A 15365-nucleotide genomic window follows, 5' to 3' on the forward strand; every position below is an offset into this window, starting at 1 on the left:
AGTGTATCAGGATTTACTCAGCTTCTCTGATTTTTCCATGCATTTTGCCATCGCTTCAATGACCGCCGAGCGGAACCCGCGCTCTTCCAGCACCCGCACCGCTTCGATGGTGGTACCGCCCGGGGAGCAGACCATATCTTTCAGTTCACCCGGGTGTTTGCCGGTTTCCAGCACCATTTTGGCGGAGCCCATGACGGCCTGCGCGGCGAACTTATACGCCTGCGCGCGCGGCATTCCGCCAAGCACGGCGGCGTCGGCCATCGCTTCTAAAAACATGAATACATAGGCAGGGGCTGAGCCACTCACGCCGACCACCGGATGGATCATCGATTCGGCAATCACTTCAGCTTCACCAAAGCAGCGGAAAATGTTCAGCACATCGGCCACTTCTTCCGTGGTCACCAGCGCGTTAGGCGTGACGGAGGTCATGCCGGCGTTGACCAGTGAAGGGGTGTTTGGCATCGCACGGACGATTTTGCGGTCGTGGCCCAGCGCGCGCGCCAGCTGATCGAGCGTGACGCCCGCGGCAATCGACACGACCAGCGTCTCTTTGTTCAGGCTGGAGGTGATATCGCTCAGCACTTTGATCATGATGTTCGGCTTGACGGCGCCAAAGACGATATCGGCGACCTGGGCCACTTCCTGCGCGCTTTCGGCAGCGTTGATCCCGTACTGATCGCGCAATGCGGCGACCTTGTCCGGTGACGGGGTATAGACCCAAATCTGACCCGGCAGCACCTGCCCGCTGGCGATCAGACCGCCCAGGATGGCTTTGCCCATGTTACCGCAGCCGATAAACCCGATTTTCTTGTCCATCACGATTCTCCGTCATTATGCGTTGTTTTCTCTGATTGATAGCTTAACAACGAAATGCAGGCGACAATAGTCGACAGAGTCATTATGGGGAGACAATATGGCGATTTGGGTTGATGCGGACGCGTGTCCGAATGTGATTAAAGAGATTTTATTTCGCGCCGCCGAGCGCGTTCAGATGCCGCTGACGCTGGTGGCAAACCAGAACATTCGCGTACCGCCTTCGCGGTTCATCCGCTCTTTGCGCGTGCCGGCCGGGTTCGACGTGGCGGATAACGAAATTGTTCGCCTGTGCAGCGCGGAGGATCTGGTGATCACGGCGGATATTCCGCTGGCCGCTGAAGTGCTCGAGAAAGGGGCGGCGGCACTCAATCCGCGCGGGGAGCGTTACTCGCCTTCGACCATTCGGGAAAAGCTCACCATGCGCGATTTTATGGATACGATGCGGGCCAGCGGCGTGCAGACCGGTGGACCGGACAGCTTGTCCCAGCGCGATCGCCAGCAGTTCGCTGCCGAACTGGATAAATGGCTGCTGGAAGTGAAGCGCCGCACAGCGTAATGATAATTATTGTCAATTTGTGGTACAGTGTGGCCTCCACAGGGTTGTCATCCCGTACCGCTTTGCAGTAAAGTAAACGAAACATCTTCTGCAATTATTTCTTTACACTCTTCAGCCATTCGGCATCAAGGGGAACACCTGGCATGACCCAACCCATCTTTTTAGTTGGCCCCCGCGGCTGTGGGAAAACCACCGTTGGCCTGGAGCTGGCACGCGTGTGTCATCGCCAGTTTGTTGATACCGACCACTGGCTGCAAACCGAGGCCGGAAAAACCATCGCTGAGATCGTTGAGCAAGAGGGATGGGAAAGCTTTCGCGCACGCGAAACCGCCGCACTGAAAGCGGTCACTTCCCCGTCTGCCGTGATCGCGACCGGGGGTGGCATTGTTCTGGCGGAGTGTAATCGTCACTTTATGCGCGAAAAGGGGATCGTGATTTATCTCAGCGCGCCGGTGTCGGCTCTGGTAGGGCGTCTGGAAGCTTTTCCGGAAGAGGGGCAACGCCCTGCGCTGACCTCCAGGCCACTCAACGAAGAGGTGAGTGAAGTGCTGGCCGAACGCGATGCGTTATACCGCGAAGCGGCTCACCACGTGGTGGATGCGTCAGCCACTCCCGAAGACGTTGTGATTCAGATTATTACCGCCCTGCGTTTGGCGTGTGCCAGCTAAGCGGCGTCTATACTTATAGCTCAGACATAAAAAAAGGATGAGCTATGCCAACCAGACCTCCCTATCCGCGTGAAGCGCGCATTGTTACCGTTGAAAAAGGCCATACGGGTCATACCGTGACCTGGTATCAACTGCGTGCGGATCACCCAAAACCGGACTCGCTGATCAGTGAACACGAGACTGAGCAGGAAGCGCTGGATGCGAAACGGCGCTATGAAGATCCCGACATAACCTGAATGTTTTCCTAAACGCTCCAGGATCGTGCCTGAATCACACTTTTTACTCATCGGGAAAGTTAAGCAGGAGTTAATATTTAGTTATTACAAGTAACTCCGGTATCGGCAGGCGATCTTTACATTTCGACGTCGGGATCACCTGCTACGCTTGGTGCTGTTTTGTTGAAAAAATGAACTGTGCAGCGTAGTGAGCCTGTACCTGTGTACACGATGTTGGAGTAATGGAAGGCGATAAAAATGAAGGCAACGTTGGCGATCCTCACCATTGGTGTGGTCCCTGTAAGCGAAGTGTTACCGCTCTTAACCGAGCACGTATCTGAACAACAGATAACGCATCTCAGCCTGCTGGGGAAGATGAGTCGGGAAGAGGTCATGGAAGACTACGCTGTCGAGGCGGGGGAGGATCCCCTGGCGACGTTATTAAGTGACGGTAAACTGGCGCACGTTTCACGCCAGAAAATCGAGCGCTCGCTGCAGGGCGTGATAGAAGTGCTCGATAATCAAGGTTACGACGTTATTTTGCTGATGAGTACTGCCCCCATTAAAGGTCTCACGGCGCGTAATGCGATTTTGCTGGAACCGATGCGCATCATTCCGCCGCTGGTGGCCTCTATTGTTGATGGTCATCAGGTGGGGGTGATTGTTCCCATTGAGGAGCTCATGGATAACCAGGAGGCAAAATGGCACGTGCTGGAAAAAGTGCCCTTGTATGCGCTGGCAAATCCGTTCTGGGACAGTGACGCTAAACTCATTGCTGCCGGGAAGGAACTGCTGGAGAGAGGGGCAGATGTCTTGATCCTGGACTGCCTGGGGTTCCACCAGCATCATCGTGATTTGCTGCAAAAAGCGCTGGATGTGCCGGTGCTGTTATCCAACGTTCTGATGGCTCGCCTGGCCTCGGAACTCCTCATGTAATGATTTTGCGTGACAGGTGATGAGCATGGCCCCTATAGTGAATTTTTATCTAAAAATATAAGGGCCAGTTCATGCTTCAGAGTAACGAATACTTTTCCGGTAAAGTGAAATCCATTGGTTTTACCAGCAGCAGCACTGGCCGCGCCAGTGTCGGCGTAATGGCGGAAGGGGAATACACCTTTGGCACCGCGGAAGCGGAAGAAATGACGGTGGTCAGCGGCGCGCTGAACGTCCTGCTGCCAGGTGAAACGGAATGGAAAGTTTACGCTGCCGGGCAAGTTTTCAACGTCCCTGGCCACAGCGAATTTCATTTGCAGGTGGCTGAGCCTACCTCTTATCTGTGCCGCTACCTGAAATAAAAAAAAGCCGGGTGGCGCTAACGCTTACCCGGCCTACGTTTTGCCCGTTATCTCTGCGCTTCGCCGCCGAGACCTTCCACCAGATTCTGAATCAACGCGGCCAGCTCGCCGGTCATCAGGATGAAGTCCGCGTCAAAACGCTGGGCGTAATCTTCCCTGTCGATATCTTCGTTCTGATCGCGCAGCTCATCGCAGAACTTCAGACGCTTCACGGAGCCGTCGTCGCACATCACGAACTGAATACGCTGCTGCCAGTCGAGCGCCAGTTTGGTGACCACTTTACCCGCTTCGATGTGTACGGCGATCTCGTCGCTCACCAGATCCTGCTTCTTCGCGCGGATCACGCCACCGTCTTCCAGCAGGGCTTTCAGCTCGGCTTCATCAAGGATCTGGAAACCCTGTGCCGCAGCACCGCTGCGTACCCATTCGGTCAGCGTTAACTCAATTGGCGTTTCCAGCGCCAGCGGCACGACCGGTAACGAGCCGATGCTTTTGCGCAGCAGGGCCAGCGTATCTTCTGCTTTCTTGGCGCTGGCGCAGTCCACCATGATCAGCCCGTTGACGGTGTCGATCCACATCATGGTCTGGCTAAAGCGGCTGAAGGCGCGCGGCAGCAGGGAGTGCAGCACTTCGTCTTTCAGCGAATCTTTTTCGGTCTTTTTCAGCTTGCGGCCCTGTTCGGCTTCCAGCTTGAAAATTTTCGCTTCGAGCGCCTGCTTAACCACCGGCGTCGGCAGGATTTTCTCTTCTTTACGGGCGCAGACGATGATTTGACCCGTGCTGCTGGCGTGGGTCAGTGCATCGCTTTGTGAACCCATTGGCGGAACCCAACCGGTTTTCGCCATATCCTGGCTACCGCAAGGGGAAAAGGTATAAGCGGCTAACTGTTTTTCCATCTCTTCTGCACGCAGCGAAACGTCGCGGCTGAGACGGTAAACCATCAAATTTTTGAACCACAGCATGATAATTTCCACGGCCTTGTCGTTAAATCAGCGGGCATGATAACGAATTGTCGCATCGCTTGCATTGCTAATCGGGAAGCGTGCTTCTACTCTGTTGATAATCAAAATAATGAGGAGAGTCTTGTGCGTATTGGGATCGATTTGGGCGGCACCAAAACAGAAGTTATCGCACTGAGCGAGCAGGGGGAGCAGCTGTTTCGCCATCGTCTGCCGACGCCGCGCGATGATTATCACCAGACTATCGAGACGATTGCCAGGCTGGTTGAGATGGCAGAGCAGGCGACTGGGCAAACTGGCAGCGTCGGGATGGGGATCCCGGGGTCGATCTCGCCGTATACCGGCGTGGTTAAAAATGCTAACTCCACCTGGCTCAACGGCCAGCCGTTTGATAAAGATTTAAGCGCGCGTCTGAACCGGGACGTGCGTCTGGCCAACGATGCCAACTGCCTGGCGGTCTCTGAGGCCATCGACGGCGCGGCAGCGGGTGCCCAGACCGTGTTTGCCGTTATTATCGGCACCGGCTGCGGCGCGGGGGTGGCGTTCGGGGGGCGCGCCCATATCGGCGGCAACGGCACGGCGGGCGAGTGGGGACACAACCCGCTGCCGTGGATGGATGAAGACGAGCTTAAATACCGCGCTGAAGTTCCGTGCTACTGCGGAAAACAAGGCTGTATCGAGACGTTTATCTCCGGCACCGGGTTTGCGACCGACTACCGCCGTCTGAGCGGCCAGCCGCTCAAGGGCAACGAAATCATGCGTCTGGTCGAAGAACAGGATCCTGTCGCCGAACTGGCGCTTAGCCGCTACGAAATGCGGCTGGCGAAATCGCTGGCCCACGTGGTGAATATTCTCGATCCTGACGTGATAGTGCTGGGTGGGGGCATGAGCAACGTCGATCGGCTGTACGCCACGGTGCCGAACCTGGTGAAACAGTGGGTCTTCGGCGGTGAATGCGAAACCCCGATCCGCAAAGCGCTGCACGGGGACTCCAGCGGCGTGCGCGGCGCGGCGTGGTTATGGCCAGAATAAACGTTTATTCCCTCTCCCTGTGGGAGAGGGTTAGGGTGAGGGCATCAGACCGCACGATCCCCCCATTCATTCCACCGCAAACACCTTATCCAGCCTGCTATACCCCAGGCCGTTGATCTTCTTCACCTTAATCTGCACCGGAATGCGCTCTTTCATTGCCTCAACGTGGCTGATCACGCCGATGGTTTTCCCGGTGGCGTTCAGCGCGTCGAGCGCATCCAGCGCGGTATCCAGCGTTTCACTGTCGAGCGTGCCGAACCCTTCATCCAGGAACAGGGAATCGATCCGCGTCTTATGACTCACCAGATCGGAAAGGGCCAGCGCCAGCGCCAGGCTGACCAGGAAGCTTTCGCCGCCCGAGAGCGTACGGGTATCGCGAACCGCATCCGCCTGCCAGGTATCGACCACTTCCAGCTCCAGCGCGTCGCTGGCCTTACGCTGCAGCAGATAACGCCCGTGCAGACGGTTAAGCTGCTGGTTTGCGAGCCAGACAAGATTGTCCAGCGTCAGCCCCTGGGCGAACTTACGGAACTTGTCGCCGGTGCTGGAGCCGATCAGCGCGTTCAGGTACCCCCAGTCGTCCGCCTGGCGCGCGGCCTCTTCAATTTGCTGCATCAACGCCAGCTGGTGCTGACGGTTATCGCTGTCCTGCTTAAGCTGCTGGCGGATCTCGCCCTGATGCGTGGTGTTCTCGCGCAGCCGCTGCGCCAGCTGCTGCAGCTGGCTTTGCAGCGCAGGTGCATCGGCGTCGAGCCCTTCCGGCCGCAGCGCCAGATGAGCCTGCAGCTGCTGGTTAGCTTGGCCGGAAAGGGCCGCGGCCTGCTGTATCTGGCTTTCCAGCGACTGTTTCAGCTGTTCGAGGTGGCGAATAGCGTCGTCATCCAACAGCGCGGCAAGGAACGCGTCCCGATCGGCAAAGCAGCTTGCCGAGAGCGCCGCGGTGAACTGCGTCTGCGACTGCTGCAGACGCTCTTGCTCCAGCGTCTCCTGCTGCTGTTGCGCGGTCAGTTGGCTCTGTAGCGACACGCACTCGTCGTGGATGTCGCGCCAGTTATCAGGAACAACCGGTTCGGCGTCTGCGCTTTTCGTTGCCGGAAGCGCGTCGAGCAGCGGCTTCAGGGCGTTTATGCGTTCCTGAAGCACGCCGTGCTGCGTTTGCTTCTCCTGCCACTGCGAGAATTCCGCTTCGCGGGCGTGCAGCCAGGCGGCTTCATTTCCGTCTTCAGGTACGTTGAGTGATAGCGAGAGCAGGGCGTGTTCCAGCGCCTGGCGCGCGGTAGTCAGCTGCTGCTGATACTGTCGCTCCTGCGCTTCCTGCTCGTTCAACTGGTTTTGCAGGGTCAGACGCTGGCTGAGCTGATAAAGTTGGCGCTCGTACTGTTCCTGCTCGTTCATCCATGGCGTGATATCTTCCTGAATATTCAACGCTATATTCAGGGAAGCACAGGCCTCTATCCACTCTTTAGTGAGTGCTTGCTCTTCCTGAGAGAGCGTCTGAACTTCGTCTGTCTCGCGCTGGATCTGCTGAGCCAGGGCATTAACCTGTCCCAGCACCAGCAGGCCTTCCTCTTTAAGCGCGGCGACCTCTTTTTCCAGGGCATCACGGCGGCGCTGGTTATCCGTCAGCTCAAGCGACTGGTATTGCTCAACGGCGGGATGCTCGCTGGAGCCGCACAGCGGACAGGGTTTGCCGGCCTCAAGCCGGGCACGATAGCTTTCCAGGTCTTTAATCGTCGCTTCACGTTCGCACAGGGCCTTCAGGTCCAGATAGTGCTGGTGTTTCTCTTTGTACTGCTGGCGGCGCAGCGTCAGCGTTTCATTGAGTTTATTTTGTTCGGCCTGGGCCTTCTGCACGCTTTCACCGCTCTGGCGCAGGCGCTTTTGCAGCGGCTGATAGCGGGCATGCAGCGACGTTAGCCGCTGGCGCAGCGTGCGTGACCGGGACTGCTGCTCCATGGCCGCGCTGACCTCATCCGCCGTCAGGGTCAGCGCATTTTCCGGCATCTCAGCCAGCCTGTTGCGTAATTCACTCATCCGCGCAGCAAGCGAGGCTAATTGCGTTTTATCGCGGTTAAGCTGCGAGAACTGGGCGCGCCAGCCGGCAATCTCCTGGCCCAGCAGCCGATAGCGCTCGTGCTCCGCCAGCCACTGCGCCAGCGCCGTCAGTTCGGTCTGAAGCTGCTCGTGGTTACGCAGGGCGGTATTGCGGATACGTGAGCGCAGCGCGGTTCTGGCTTGTAAGCGAGTATTTACTTCGATAATTCGCTGCTGTGTCTGTGCCAGACGCGCGGTTTGCTCCTGCTGATGTTCCCAGAGCGGTCGAAGCTGGGCGGCGGGCAGAGCAAGCTGGAGCTTTGCCAGCTCTGGCGCAGCGTTCGTCAGCGCCTGTTGCGCCTGCTGCTGCGTCGCGGTGACGCGCTGTTGCTCGCGCACGAGCTCATCATGACGCGTAAGCCACTGAAAATCTTTCTGCTGGCTTTGCTGCTGAACCAGCAGGGTTTTCTCTTCGTCAGTAAGTGCCTGCAAACTTTGCTGTAACTGCTGCTGCTGTTCTTCGCTCAACAGAACGACGCCCGCCGCCTGCGCCTCGCACTTTTCAAGCACGCTGCGGGCGGCTTTATGTTTTTCAAACACCATGGCGGAAATCTGGCCGTAGATCTCGGTGCCGGTCAGCTCTTCCAGCAGCTCGGCACGATCGCTCGGTTTGGCATTAAGGAAGGCGGCAAACTGCCCCTGTGAGAGCAGCATCGAGCGGGTAAAGCGCCCGTAGTCCAGCCCGGTGAGCGCGGCGGTTTGCTCCAGCTTATCCGACACTTTGTCGGCCAGGATTTTGCCATCTTCACAGCGCGCCAGCTCCACGCGCGGTGCCTGCAGGTTCCCGTCCGGCTGGTTGCGCGCCCGGTTCTGGCTCCAGAAGGCGCGATAGGCGGTGCCTTTTACCTCGAACTCCACTTCTGCCAGGCATTCGGCGGTGTCGCGCGTCATCAGATCGTTTTGCGCCTGAGAGACCTTCTGCAGTCGCGGCGTTTCGTGATAAAGCGCCAGACAGATGGCGTCGAGCAGGGTAGTTTTTCCTGCCCCGGTCGCGCCGGTGATGGCAAACAGCCCGTTGCTGGCAAACGGCTCCGCGGTAAAGTCAATTTTCCACTCGCCCTTGAGTGAGTTGAGATTTTTCAGGCGCAGGCTCAAAATTTTCATGCGTTTTCTTCCTCATCATTGAGCGCATGCAGGGTATGGCTGAACAGTTCGCTGAGTCTTGCGCGCTTCGCGTCGTCAATCTCTTCCTGCGAGAGCCTGCGTTCAAACACCTCTTCAACCCGCAGTTCACTGAGCGTTTCACGTTGAGCGCTTAACAGAATTTTCTCGCGCTGCTCGCGGCTACGGCGGACCAGTAAGACCTCTACCGGCAAATCTTCGGTCAGCGCCTGGATTTTTCGCTGCATATCGTGCAGGTAGTCATCGGTGGTGATTTCGATATCCAGCCAGACGGGGGGATCTTGTTCAGCACCGCGCCACTGTTCCAGCTGGGCGGTGATGGCATCGAGATCGCCTTTCAGCACCGCCAGCGGCTGGGTGACCGGTACTTCCAGCGTCTCGACGGCGCGGAGTTTTCCCTCGCTGAAGCTCACCAGATGCACGGATTTGGCTTTGCCCGTTTCGTCAAAGCTGAGCGAAATGGGGGAGCCGCAGTAGCGGATGTGCTCGCTGCTGCCAATAACCTGCGCGCGGTGGATATGCCCGAGCGCAATGTAGTCGGCTGGCGGGAAGTTCTGCGCCGGAAAGGCATCCAGCGTGCCGATATAGATGTCACGCACGGCGTCACTTTTACTGGCCCCGACGGTGGTGAGATGCCCGGTTGCAATCACCGGAATAGACTGGTCACCCCGCAGGGCACAGGCTTCGGCGTGCTGCTGGTGGTAATAGTCGGTGATGGCCTGTAAGAGATGTTGCTGCTTTTCTGCACCCGACAGCCCCGCCTGGCTTTGCACGATGTCCCGCGGACGTAAAAACGGTATCGGACACAGCACAGCGCCCGGCGAGCCGTCGCGTTTTTTCAGGATCTGTGGGGCGTGCCCGGCGCTGGCGACCACGGTGGTATTGAGAAATGCCAGGATATCGCGGGATTCATTGAGCGTGGCGACGGAATCATGGTTGCCGGCGACAATCACCAGGTGACAGCCGGTTTGCTGCAGATTCACCACGAAGCGGTTATACAGCTCACGCGCATAGCTGGGGGGCGAGCCGGTATCAAAGATGTCACCCGCCACAATAATCGCGTCCACCTCGTGCGTCCGGGCCGTTTCCAGCAGCCAGTTCAGGAACGCTTCATGTTCAGCCGCACGGCTTTTGCTGTAAAAATTTTGACCCAGATGCCAGTCCGAGGTGTGAAGTATGCGCATAGCTGATCCGTGGCAAAAAAGAGAAAGCAGGATTATAAACGTTCAGAGAAGGGAAAATAACCGCTGTAATAAAACAACGGTTTGCCCGTTATCGTGGTACTGTTTTTCATAAATCTGTCATAAATCTGACGCATAATGGCGCCGAATTACAAACTTGTAACTTAAATAAGATAAGACAGGGCAAAGTATGGCGAGACGTATTCTGGTCGTAGAAGATGAAGCTCCAATTCGTGAAATGGTGTGCTTCGTGCTCGAGCAAAACGGTTTCCAGCCGGTTGAAGCGGAAGATTATGACAGCGCAGTGAACCAGCTGAATGAACCCTGGCCCGATCTGATTCTGCTGGACTGGATGTTGCCTGGCGGCTCCGGACTGCAGTTTATCAAACACCTGAAGCGTGAGGCGCTGACCCGCGACATCCCGGTTGTGATGCTCACGGCGCGCGGAGAAGAAGAGGATCGCGTGCGCGGTCTTGAGACCGGTGCGGACGATTACATTACCAAACCGTTCTCCCCCAAAGAGCTGGTCGCCCGCATTAAAGCCGTGATGCGCCGTATTTCGCCGATGGCGGTGGAAGAGGTGATTGAGATGCAGGGGCTGAGCCTTGATCCCACCTCACACCGCGTAATGACCGGTGAAAATCCCCTCGACATGGGGCCTACCGAATTTAAACTCCTGCACTTCTTTATGACCCACCCGGAACGCGTGTACAGCCGCGAGCAGTTGCTGAATAACGTCTGGGGAACTAACGTGTATGTCGAAGACCGGACGGTTGACGTACATATTCGCCGCCTGCGAAAAGCACTGGAACTGAGCGGCCACGATCGCATGGTGCAGACGGTCCGCGGCACGGGTTATCGTTTTTCTACCCGTTTCTGAACAATGACAGGAGTGTGACGCGTGCTGGAACGTCTGTCATGGAAAAGGCTCGTCTTTGAACTGATCTTATGCTGTATTCCGGCCTTCCTTCTTGGGGCCTTTCTTGGACACCTGCCGTGGTTTCTGCTGGCGTCGGTCACCGGGCTGCTGATCTGGCATTTCTGGAACCTGCTGCGCCTCTCCTGGTGGCTGTGGGTTGACCGAAGTATGACGCCGCCGCCGGGAAGCGGCAGCTGGGAGCCGCTGCTGTACGGTCTGCATCAGATGCAGATGCGTAATAAAAAGCGTCGCCGCGAGCTGGGAAGCCTGATTAAGCGTTTCCGCAGCGGTGCAGAGTCGCTGCCGGATGCCGTGATTCTGACAACCGAAGAAGGGACGATCTTCTGGTGTAACGGCCTGGCTCAACAGCTGCTGGGCCTGCGCTGGCCGGATGACAACGGTCAAAATATCCTCAACCTTCTGCGCTATCCCGAGTTTACGCTGTACCTGAAAAAGCGTGATTTTACCCGTCCGCACAATCTGAAGCTCAATAATGGTCGCCATCTGGAGATCCGCGTGATGCCCTACAGCGATAAGCAGTGGCTGATGGTGGCGCGCGATGTTACCCAAATGCACCAGCTGGAAGGGGCGCGTCGCAACTTCTTCGCCAACGTTAGTCACGAACTGCGAACCCCGTTGACCGTGCTGCAGGGCTACCTGGAGATGATGCAGGAGCAAACGCTGGAAGGCGCGCCGCGTGAAAAAGCGCTGCACACCATGCGCGAGCAAACGCACCGGATGGAAGGGCTGGTGAAGCAGCTGCTGACGCTCTCGAAGATTGAAGCGGCGCCAACGCTGGCACTAAATGACACCATTGATGTCCCGATGATGCTGCGGGTCGTGGAGCGTGAAGCGCAGACGTTAAGCCACAAAAAGCATCACCTGACCTTTGAGGTCGACAATACGCTGAAGGTGCTGGGCAGCGAAGATGAACTGCGTAGCGCTATTTCCAACCTGGTGTATAACGCGGTGAATCATACGCCTGAGGGGACAAATATCGTGGTGCGCTGGCACCATGCCCCAACGGGGGCGGAGTTTAGCGTGGAAGACAATGGGCCGGGGATCGCGCCGGAGCATATTCCGCGTCTGACCGAGCGCTTTTACCGTGTGGATAAAGCGCGATCCCGGCAGACGGGCGGAAGCGGCCTGGGGCTGGCAATTGTGAAACACGCGGTGAATCACCATGAAAGCCGTCTCGATATTCAGAGTACGCTGGGTAAAGGAACCCGTTTCAGTTTCGTTATTCCGGAACGATTAATTGCCAAAAAGATCGCCTGACGGCAGGCGTGTCATTTTACCTTTCCACGGGTCAGCCATCGCTGGCCCGTTTGCTTTGCAGTCAAGCGAAACGCGGATGAATTTTATACGGCTGTCTGTTTTTTGTTCGCATGATTAGCCATGGGTTTTTCTTATAAACAGCGTATTATTCTAACGTGTATTTTCATGCTGGCATATTGTTCTGGTTTTGCGATCCCACCTTGCCTTTAAACGTTATAAGCGTTTAAATTGCGCCCCAGATACTGTCAGACCGACTGTATTTGCGTGGTAAATCGAAAAACTATTCTTCTCCACGCCAGGACGGGAGCATTTCCCGCTGAAATTGAGCAAATTTTCGGCTGTATCGTCCCGTCAGGGATATCGAAAATCTCAATGTTTTCAACACCACATCCACAGGCAGTAAGGTTTTATGACCCATCACTTAAAATCGCGTGACATCATCGCGCTGGGCTTTATGACATTTGCGCTGTTCGTTGGCGCAGGCAACATCATTTTCCCTCCAATGGTTGGCTTACAGGCGGGTGAACACGTCTGGACCGCCGCGTTTGGTTTCCTGATTACTGCCGTGGGTCTGCCGGTTCTCACCGTCGTCGCACTGGCGAAAGTCGGTGGCGGTGTGGATAGCCTTAGCACCCCGATTGGTAAAGTGGCGGGCGTTCTGCTGGCAACCGTCTGCTATCTGGCCGTGGGCCCGCTGTTTGCGACCCCGCGTACGGCGACAGTTTCCTTTGAAGTGGGGATTGCTCCTCTGACCGGTGACGGCGCGATGCCGCTGTTTATCTACAGCCTGATCTATTTCGCGATCGTGATTCTGGTTTCCCTCTATCCGGGCAAACTGCTGGATACCGTGGGTAACTTCCTGGCTCCGCTCAAAATTGTGGCGCTGATTGTTCTGGCGGTAGCGGCCATCGTCTGGCCAGCGGGCCCGATTAGCGATGCGATGGATGCCTATAAAAACGCCGCGTTCTCTAACGGCTTTGTGAACGGCTACCTGACGATGGATACGCTGGGCGCCATGGTGTTTGGTATCGTTATCGTTAACGCCGCGCGTTCCCGCGGTGTGACCGAAGCGCGTCTGCTGACCCGCTATACCATCTGGGCTGGCCTGATGGCCGGTGTGGGTCTGACGTTGCTGTATCTGGCACTGTTCCGTCTGGGTTCCGACAGCGCCATGCTGGTCGATCAGAACGCCAACGGTGCGGCTATCCTGCACGCCTACGTTCAGCACACCTTCGGCGGTGCGGGCAGTATGCTGCTGGCGGCACTCATCTTCCTGGCCTGTCTGGTCACCGCGGTTGGCCTGACCTGCGCCTGCGCAGAGTTCTTTGCACAGTATCTGCCGCTCTCTTACCGCACCCTGGTGTTTATCCTCGGCATCTTCTCTATGGCGGTGTCAAACCTCGGTCTGAGCCACCTGATTCAGGTCTCTATTCCGGTGCTGACGGCGATTTATCCGCCGTGCATCGTGCTGGTGGTGCTGAGCTTTACTCGCCCGTGGTGGAACAACTCTTCACGAATTATTGCGCCAGCCATGTTTATCAGCCTGATTTTTGGTATCCTTGACGGGATTAAAGCATCAGCTTTCGCGCACATACTGCCGGCATGGACACAGCGTCTGCCGCTGTCCGAGCAGGGTCTGGCCTGGCTGATGCCTACCGTTGTTGCACTGGTTCTGGCCATTATCTGGGACCGTGCTGCAGGGCGTCAGGTCGCATCGAACGCCCATTAATCAACGGCAACAAACTGTTTAACCACGGGGCTTAAGGCCCCGTGGTTTTTTGTTTTTTTCGTGTTGAATGGCAAGATTTAAATGGAAAGCACTAACAAACTTAAACGTGGATTGAGCACGCGCCACATCCGCTTTATGGCGCTGGGCTCTGCTATCGGCACCGGTCTTTTTTATGGCTCGGCAGATGCCATCAAAATGGCCGGTCCCAGCGTGCTGCTGGCGTACATCATCGGCGGCGTGGCGGCGTATATCATCATGCGCGCCCTCGGCGAAATGTCGGTTCACAACCCGTCTGCCAGCTCATTCTCCCGCTACGCGCAGGAAAACCTCGGCCCGCTGGCCGGGTTTATCACCGGCTGGACCTACTGCTTTGAAATCCTGATCGTGGCGATTGCCGATGTGACGGCGTTTGGCATCTATATGGGCGTCTGGTTTCCGGCAGTGCCGCACTGGATATGGGTGCTGAGCGTGGTGCTGATCATCTGCGCCGTCAACCTGATGAGCGTGAAGGTGTTCGGCGAGCTGGAGTTCTGGTTCTCCTTCTTCAAGGTTGCCACCATCATCATCATGATTGTGGCCGGTTTTGGCATCATCATCTGGGGAATCGGCAACGGCGGGCAGCCGACCGGCATCCATAACCTCTGGAGCAACGGCGGCTTCTTCAGCAACGGCTGGCTCGGCATGGTCATGTCGCTCCAGATGGTCATGTTCGCCTACGGCGGTATCGAGATTATCGGTATTACCGCCGGGGAAGCGAAAGACCCGGAGAAGTCTATTCCGCGCGCGATCAACTCGGTGCCGATGCGTATTCTGGTGTTCTACGTGGGTACGCTGTTCGTGATCATGTCCATTTACCCGTGGAACCAGGTGGGCACCAACGGTAGCCCGTTTGTTCTGACCTTCCAGCACATGGGGATTGCGTTTGCCGCCAGCATTCTGAACTTTGTGGTGCTGACCGCGTCGCTCTCCGCGATCAACAGTGACGTCTTTGGCGTGGGCCGTATGCTGCACGGCATGGCGGAGCAGGGCAGTGCGCCGAAGGTGTTCGCCAAAACCTCACGCCGCGGCACGCCGTGGGTGACCGTCGTGGTCATGACCGTGGCGCTGCTGTTCTCGGTTTACCTGAACTACATCATGCCGGAGAACGTCTTCCTGGTGATTGCATCGCTGGCGACCTTCGCGACGGTGTGGGTGTGGATCATGATCCTGCTGTCGCAGATTGCCTTCCGCCGTCGCCTGTCGCCGGATGAGGCGAAAGCGCTGAAGTTCAAAGTACCGGGCGGCGTTGCGACGACCGTCGTCGGGCTGATCTTCCTGGTGTTTATCATTGGCCTGATTGGCTACCATCCGGATACCCGCATTTCCCTGTACGTGGGCTGCGCGTGGATCGTCCTGCTGCTGGTGGGCTGGGTGTTTAAATGCCGCCGCGACCGTCAGCTGGCAGAAGCGCAGTAATCTTTTTTCTCCCTCTCCCTGTGGGAGAGGGTTGGGGGGAGGGCAT

At 57.0% G+C, this 15365-nt stretch carries 14 protein-coding genes; 10 read left to right on the forward strand and 4 right to left on the reverse strand.

What is annotated here, in order from left to right; all coding sequences use genetic code 11:
• Positions 1-6: 6 nt before the first annotated feature.
• Entirely contained in the window at positions 7-816 is an 810-nt protein-coding gene (gene proC, locus GXP72_RS04740; protein WP_024906789.1) for a pyrroline-5-carboxylate reductase, read from the reverse strand.
• 97 nt (positions 817-913) lie between these two features.
• Between proC and GXP72_RS04745 the strand changes: the two genes are divergently transcribed.
• From GXP72_RS04745 to ppnP, 5 genes are all read left to right on the forward strand, one after another.
• A complete protein-coding gene (locus GXP72_RS04745) occupies positions 914-1372 on the forward strand; it encodes a YaiI/YqxD family protein (RefSeq protein ID WP_010428006.1) in 459 nt (152 codons plus the stop codon).
• 143 nt (positions 1373-1515) lie between these two features.
• The gene (gene aroL, locus GXP72_RS04750; protein WP_032646138.1) at positions 1516-2040 is read left to right on the forward strand and encodes a shikimate kinase AroL; all 525 of its coding nucleotides are present in this window, start codon (positions 1516-1518) and stop codon (positions 2038-2040) included.
• A gap of 44 nt (positions 2041-2084) precedes the next feature.
• Positions 2085-2276, forward strand: coding sequence for a protein YaiA (gene yaiA / locus GXP72_RS04755; protein ID WP_023334675.1), 192 nt, complete (start codon positions 2085-2087; stop codon positions 2274-2276).
• A gap of 237 nt (positions 2277-2513) precedes the next feature.
• A complete protein-coding gene (locus tag GXP72_RS04760; protein WP_024906791.1) occupies positions 2514-3191 on the forward strand; it encodes an AroM family protein in 678 nt (225 codons plus the stop codon).
• 71 nt (positions 3192-3262) lie between these two features.
• Positions 3263-3550 (forward strand): pyrimidine/purine nucleoside phosphorylase, encoded by a 288-nt coding sequence (gene ppnP / locus GXP72_RS04765; protein ID WP_008503270.1) that lies wholly within the window; start codon positions 3263-3265, stop codon positions 3548-3550.
• A gap of 47 nt (positions 3551-3597) precedes the next feature.
• Here ppnP and rdgC read toward each other — a convergent pair whose 3' ends face one another.
• A complete protein-coding gene (rdgC, locus tag GXP72_RS04770) occupies positions 3598-4512 on the reverse strand; it encodes a recombination-associated protein RdgC (protein WP_023310540.1) in 915 nt (304 codons plus the stop codon).
• Positions 4513-4635: 123 nt separating this feature from the next.
• Here rdgC and mak point away from each other — a divergent pair, with 123 nt between their 5' ends.
• On the forward strand, positions 4636-5541 hold the full coding sequence (gene mak, locus GXP72_RS04775) for a fructokinase (RefSeq protein WP_148768940.1): 906 nt from the start codon (positions 4636-4638) through the stop codon (positions 5539-5541).
• 66 nt (positions 5542-5607) lie between these two features.
• Here mak and sbcC read toward each other — a convergent pair whose 3' ends face one another.
• Positions 5608-8739 (reverse strand): exonuclease subunit SbcC, encoded by a 3132-nt coding sequence (gene sbcC, locus GXP72_RS04780; RefSeq protein ID WP_208763552.1) that lies wholly within the window; start codon positions 8737-8739, stop codon positions 5608-5610.
• Positions 8736-9941 carry an exonuclease subunit SbcD gene (gene sbcD / locus GXP72_RS04785; protein WP_208763553.1) on the reverse strand — a complete coding sequence of 402 codons (1206 nt, stop codon included), beginning with the start codon at positions 9939-9941 and terminating at the stop codon, positions 8736-8738. The genes sbcC and sbcD overlap by 4 nt, the downstream gene beginning before the upstream one ends.
• Positions 9942-10128: 187 nt before the next feature.
• Between sbcD and phoB the strand changes: the two genes are divergently transcribed.
• The 4 genes from phoB to proY all read left to right on the forward strand — a co-directional run bounded on the left by phoB (position 10129) and on the right by proY (position 15319).
• Positions 10129-10818: a phosphate response regulator transcription factor PhoB gene (gene phoB / locus GXP72_RS04790; protein WP_008503265.1), complete on the forward strand. Its 690-nt coding sequence runs from the start codon at positions 10129-10131 to the stop codon at positions 10816-10818.
• A 21-nt stretch (positions 10819-10839) separates the two neighbouring features.
• Positions 10840-12135, forward strand: coding sequence for a phosphate regulon sensor histidine kinase PhoR (gene phoR / locus GXP72_RS04795; RefSeq protein ID WP_023310544.1), 1296 nt, complete (start codon positions 10840-10842; stop codon positions 12133-12135).
• A gap of 409 nt (positions 12136-12544) precedes the next feature.
• On the forward strand, positions 12545-13864 hold the full coding sequence (gene brnQ / locus GXP72_RS04800; RefSeq protein WP_024906795.1) for a branched-chain amino acid transporter carrier protein BrnQ: 1320 nt from the start codon (positions 12545-12547) through the stop codon (positions 13862-13864).
• A gap of 81 nt (positions 13865-13945) precedes the next feature.
• Positions 13946-15319, forward strand: coding sequence for a proline-specific permease ProY (gene proY / locus GXP72_RS04805; RefSeq protein ID WP_008503261.1), 1374 nt, complete (start codon positions 13946-13948; stop codon positions 15317-15319).
• Positions 15320-15365 lie beyond the last annotated feature (46 nt).

This window comes from Enterobacter sp. SES19 (assembly GCF_011765665.1).
In the GTDB taxonomy this organism is placed as follows: Bacteria; Pseudomonadota; Gammaproteobacteria; order Enterobacterales; family Enterobacteriaceae; genus Enterobacter; species Enterobacter pseudoroggenkampii.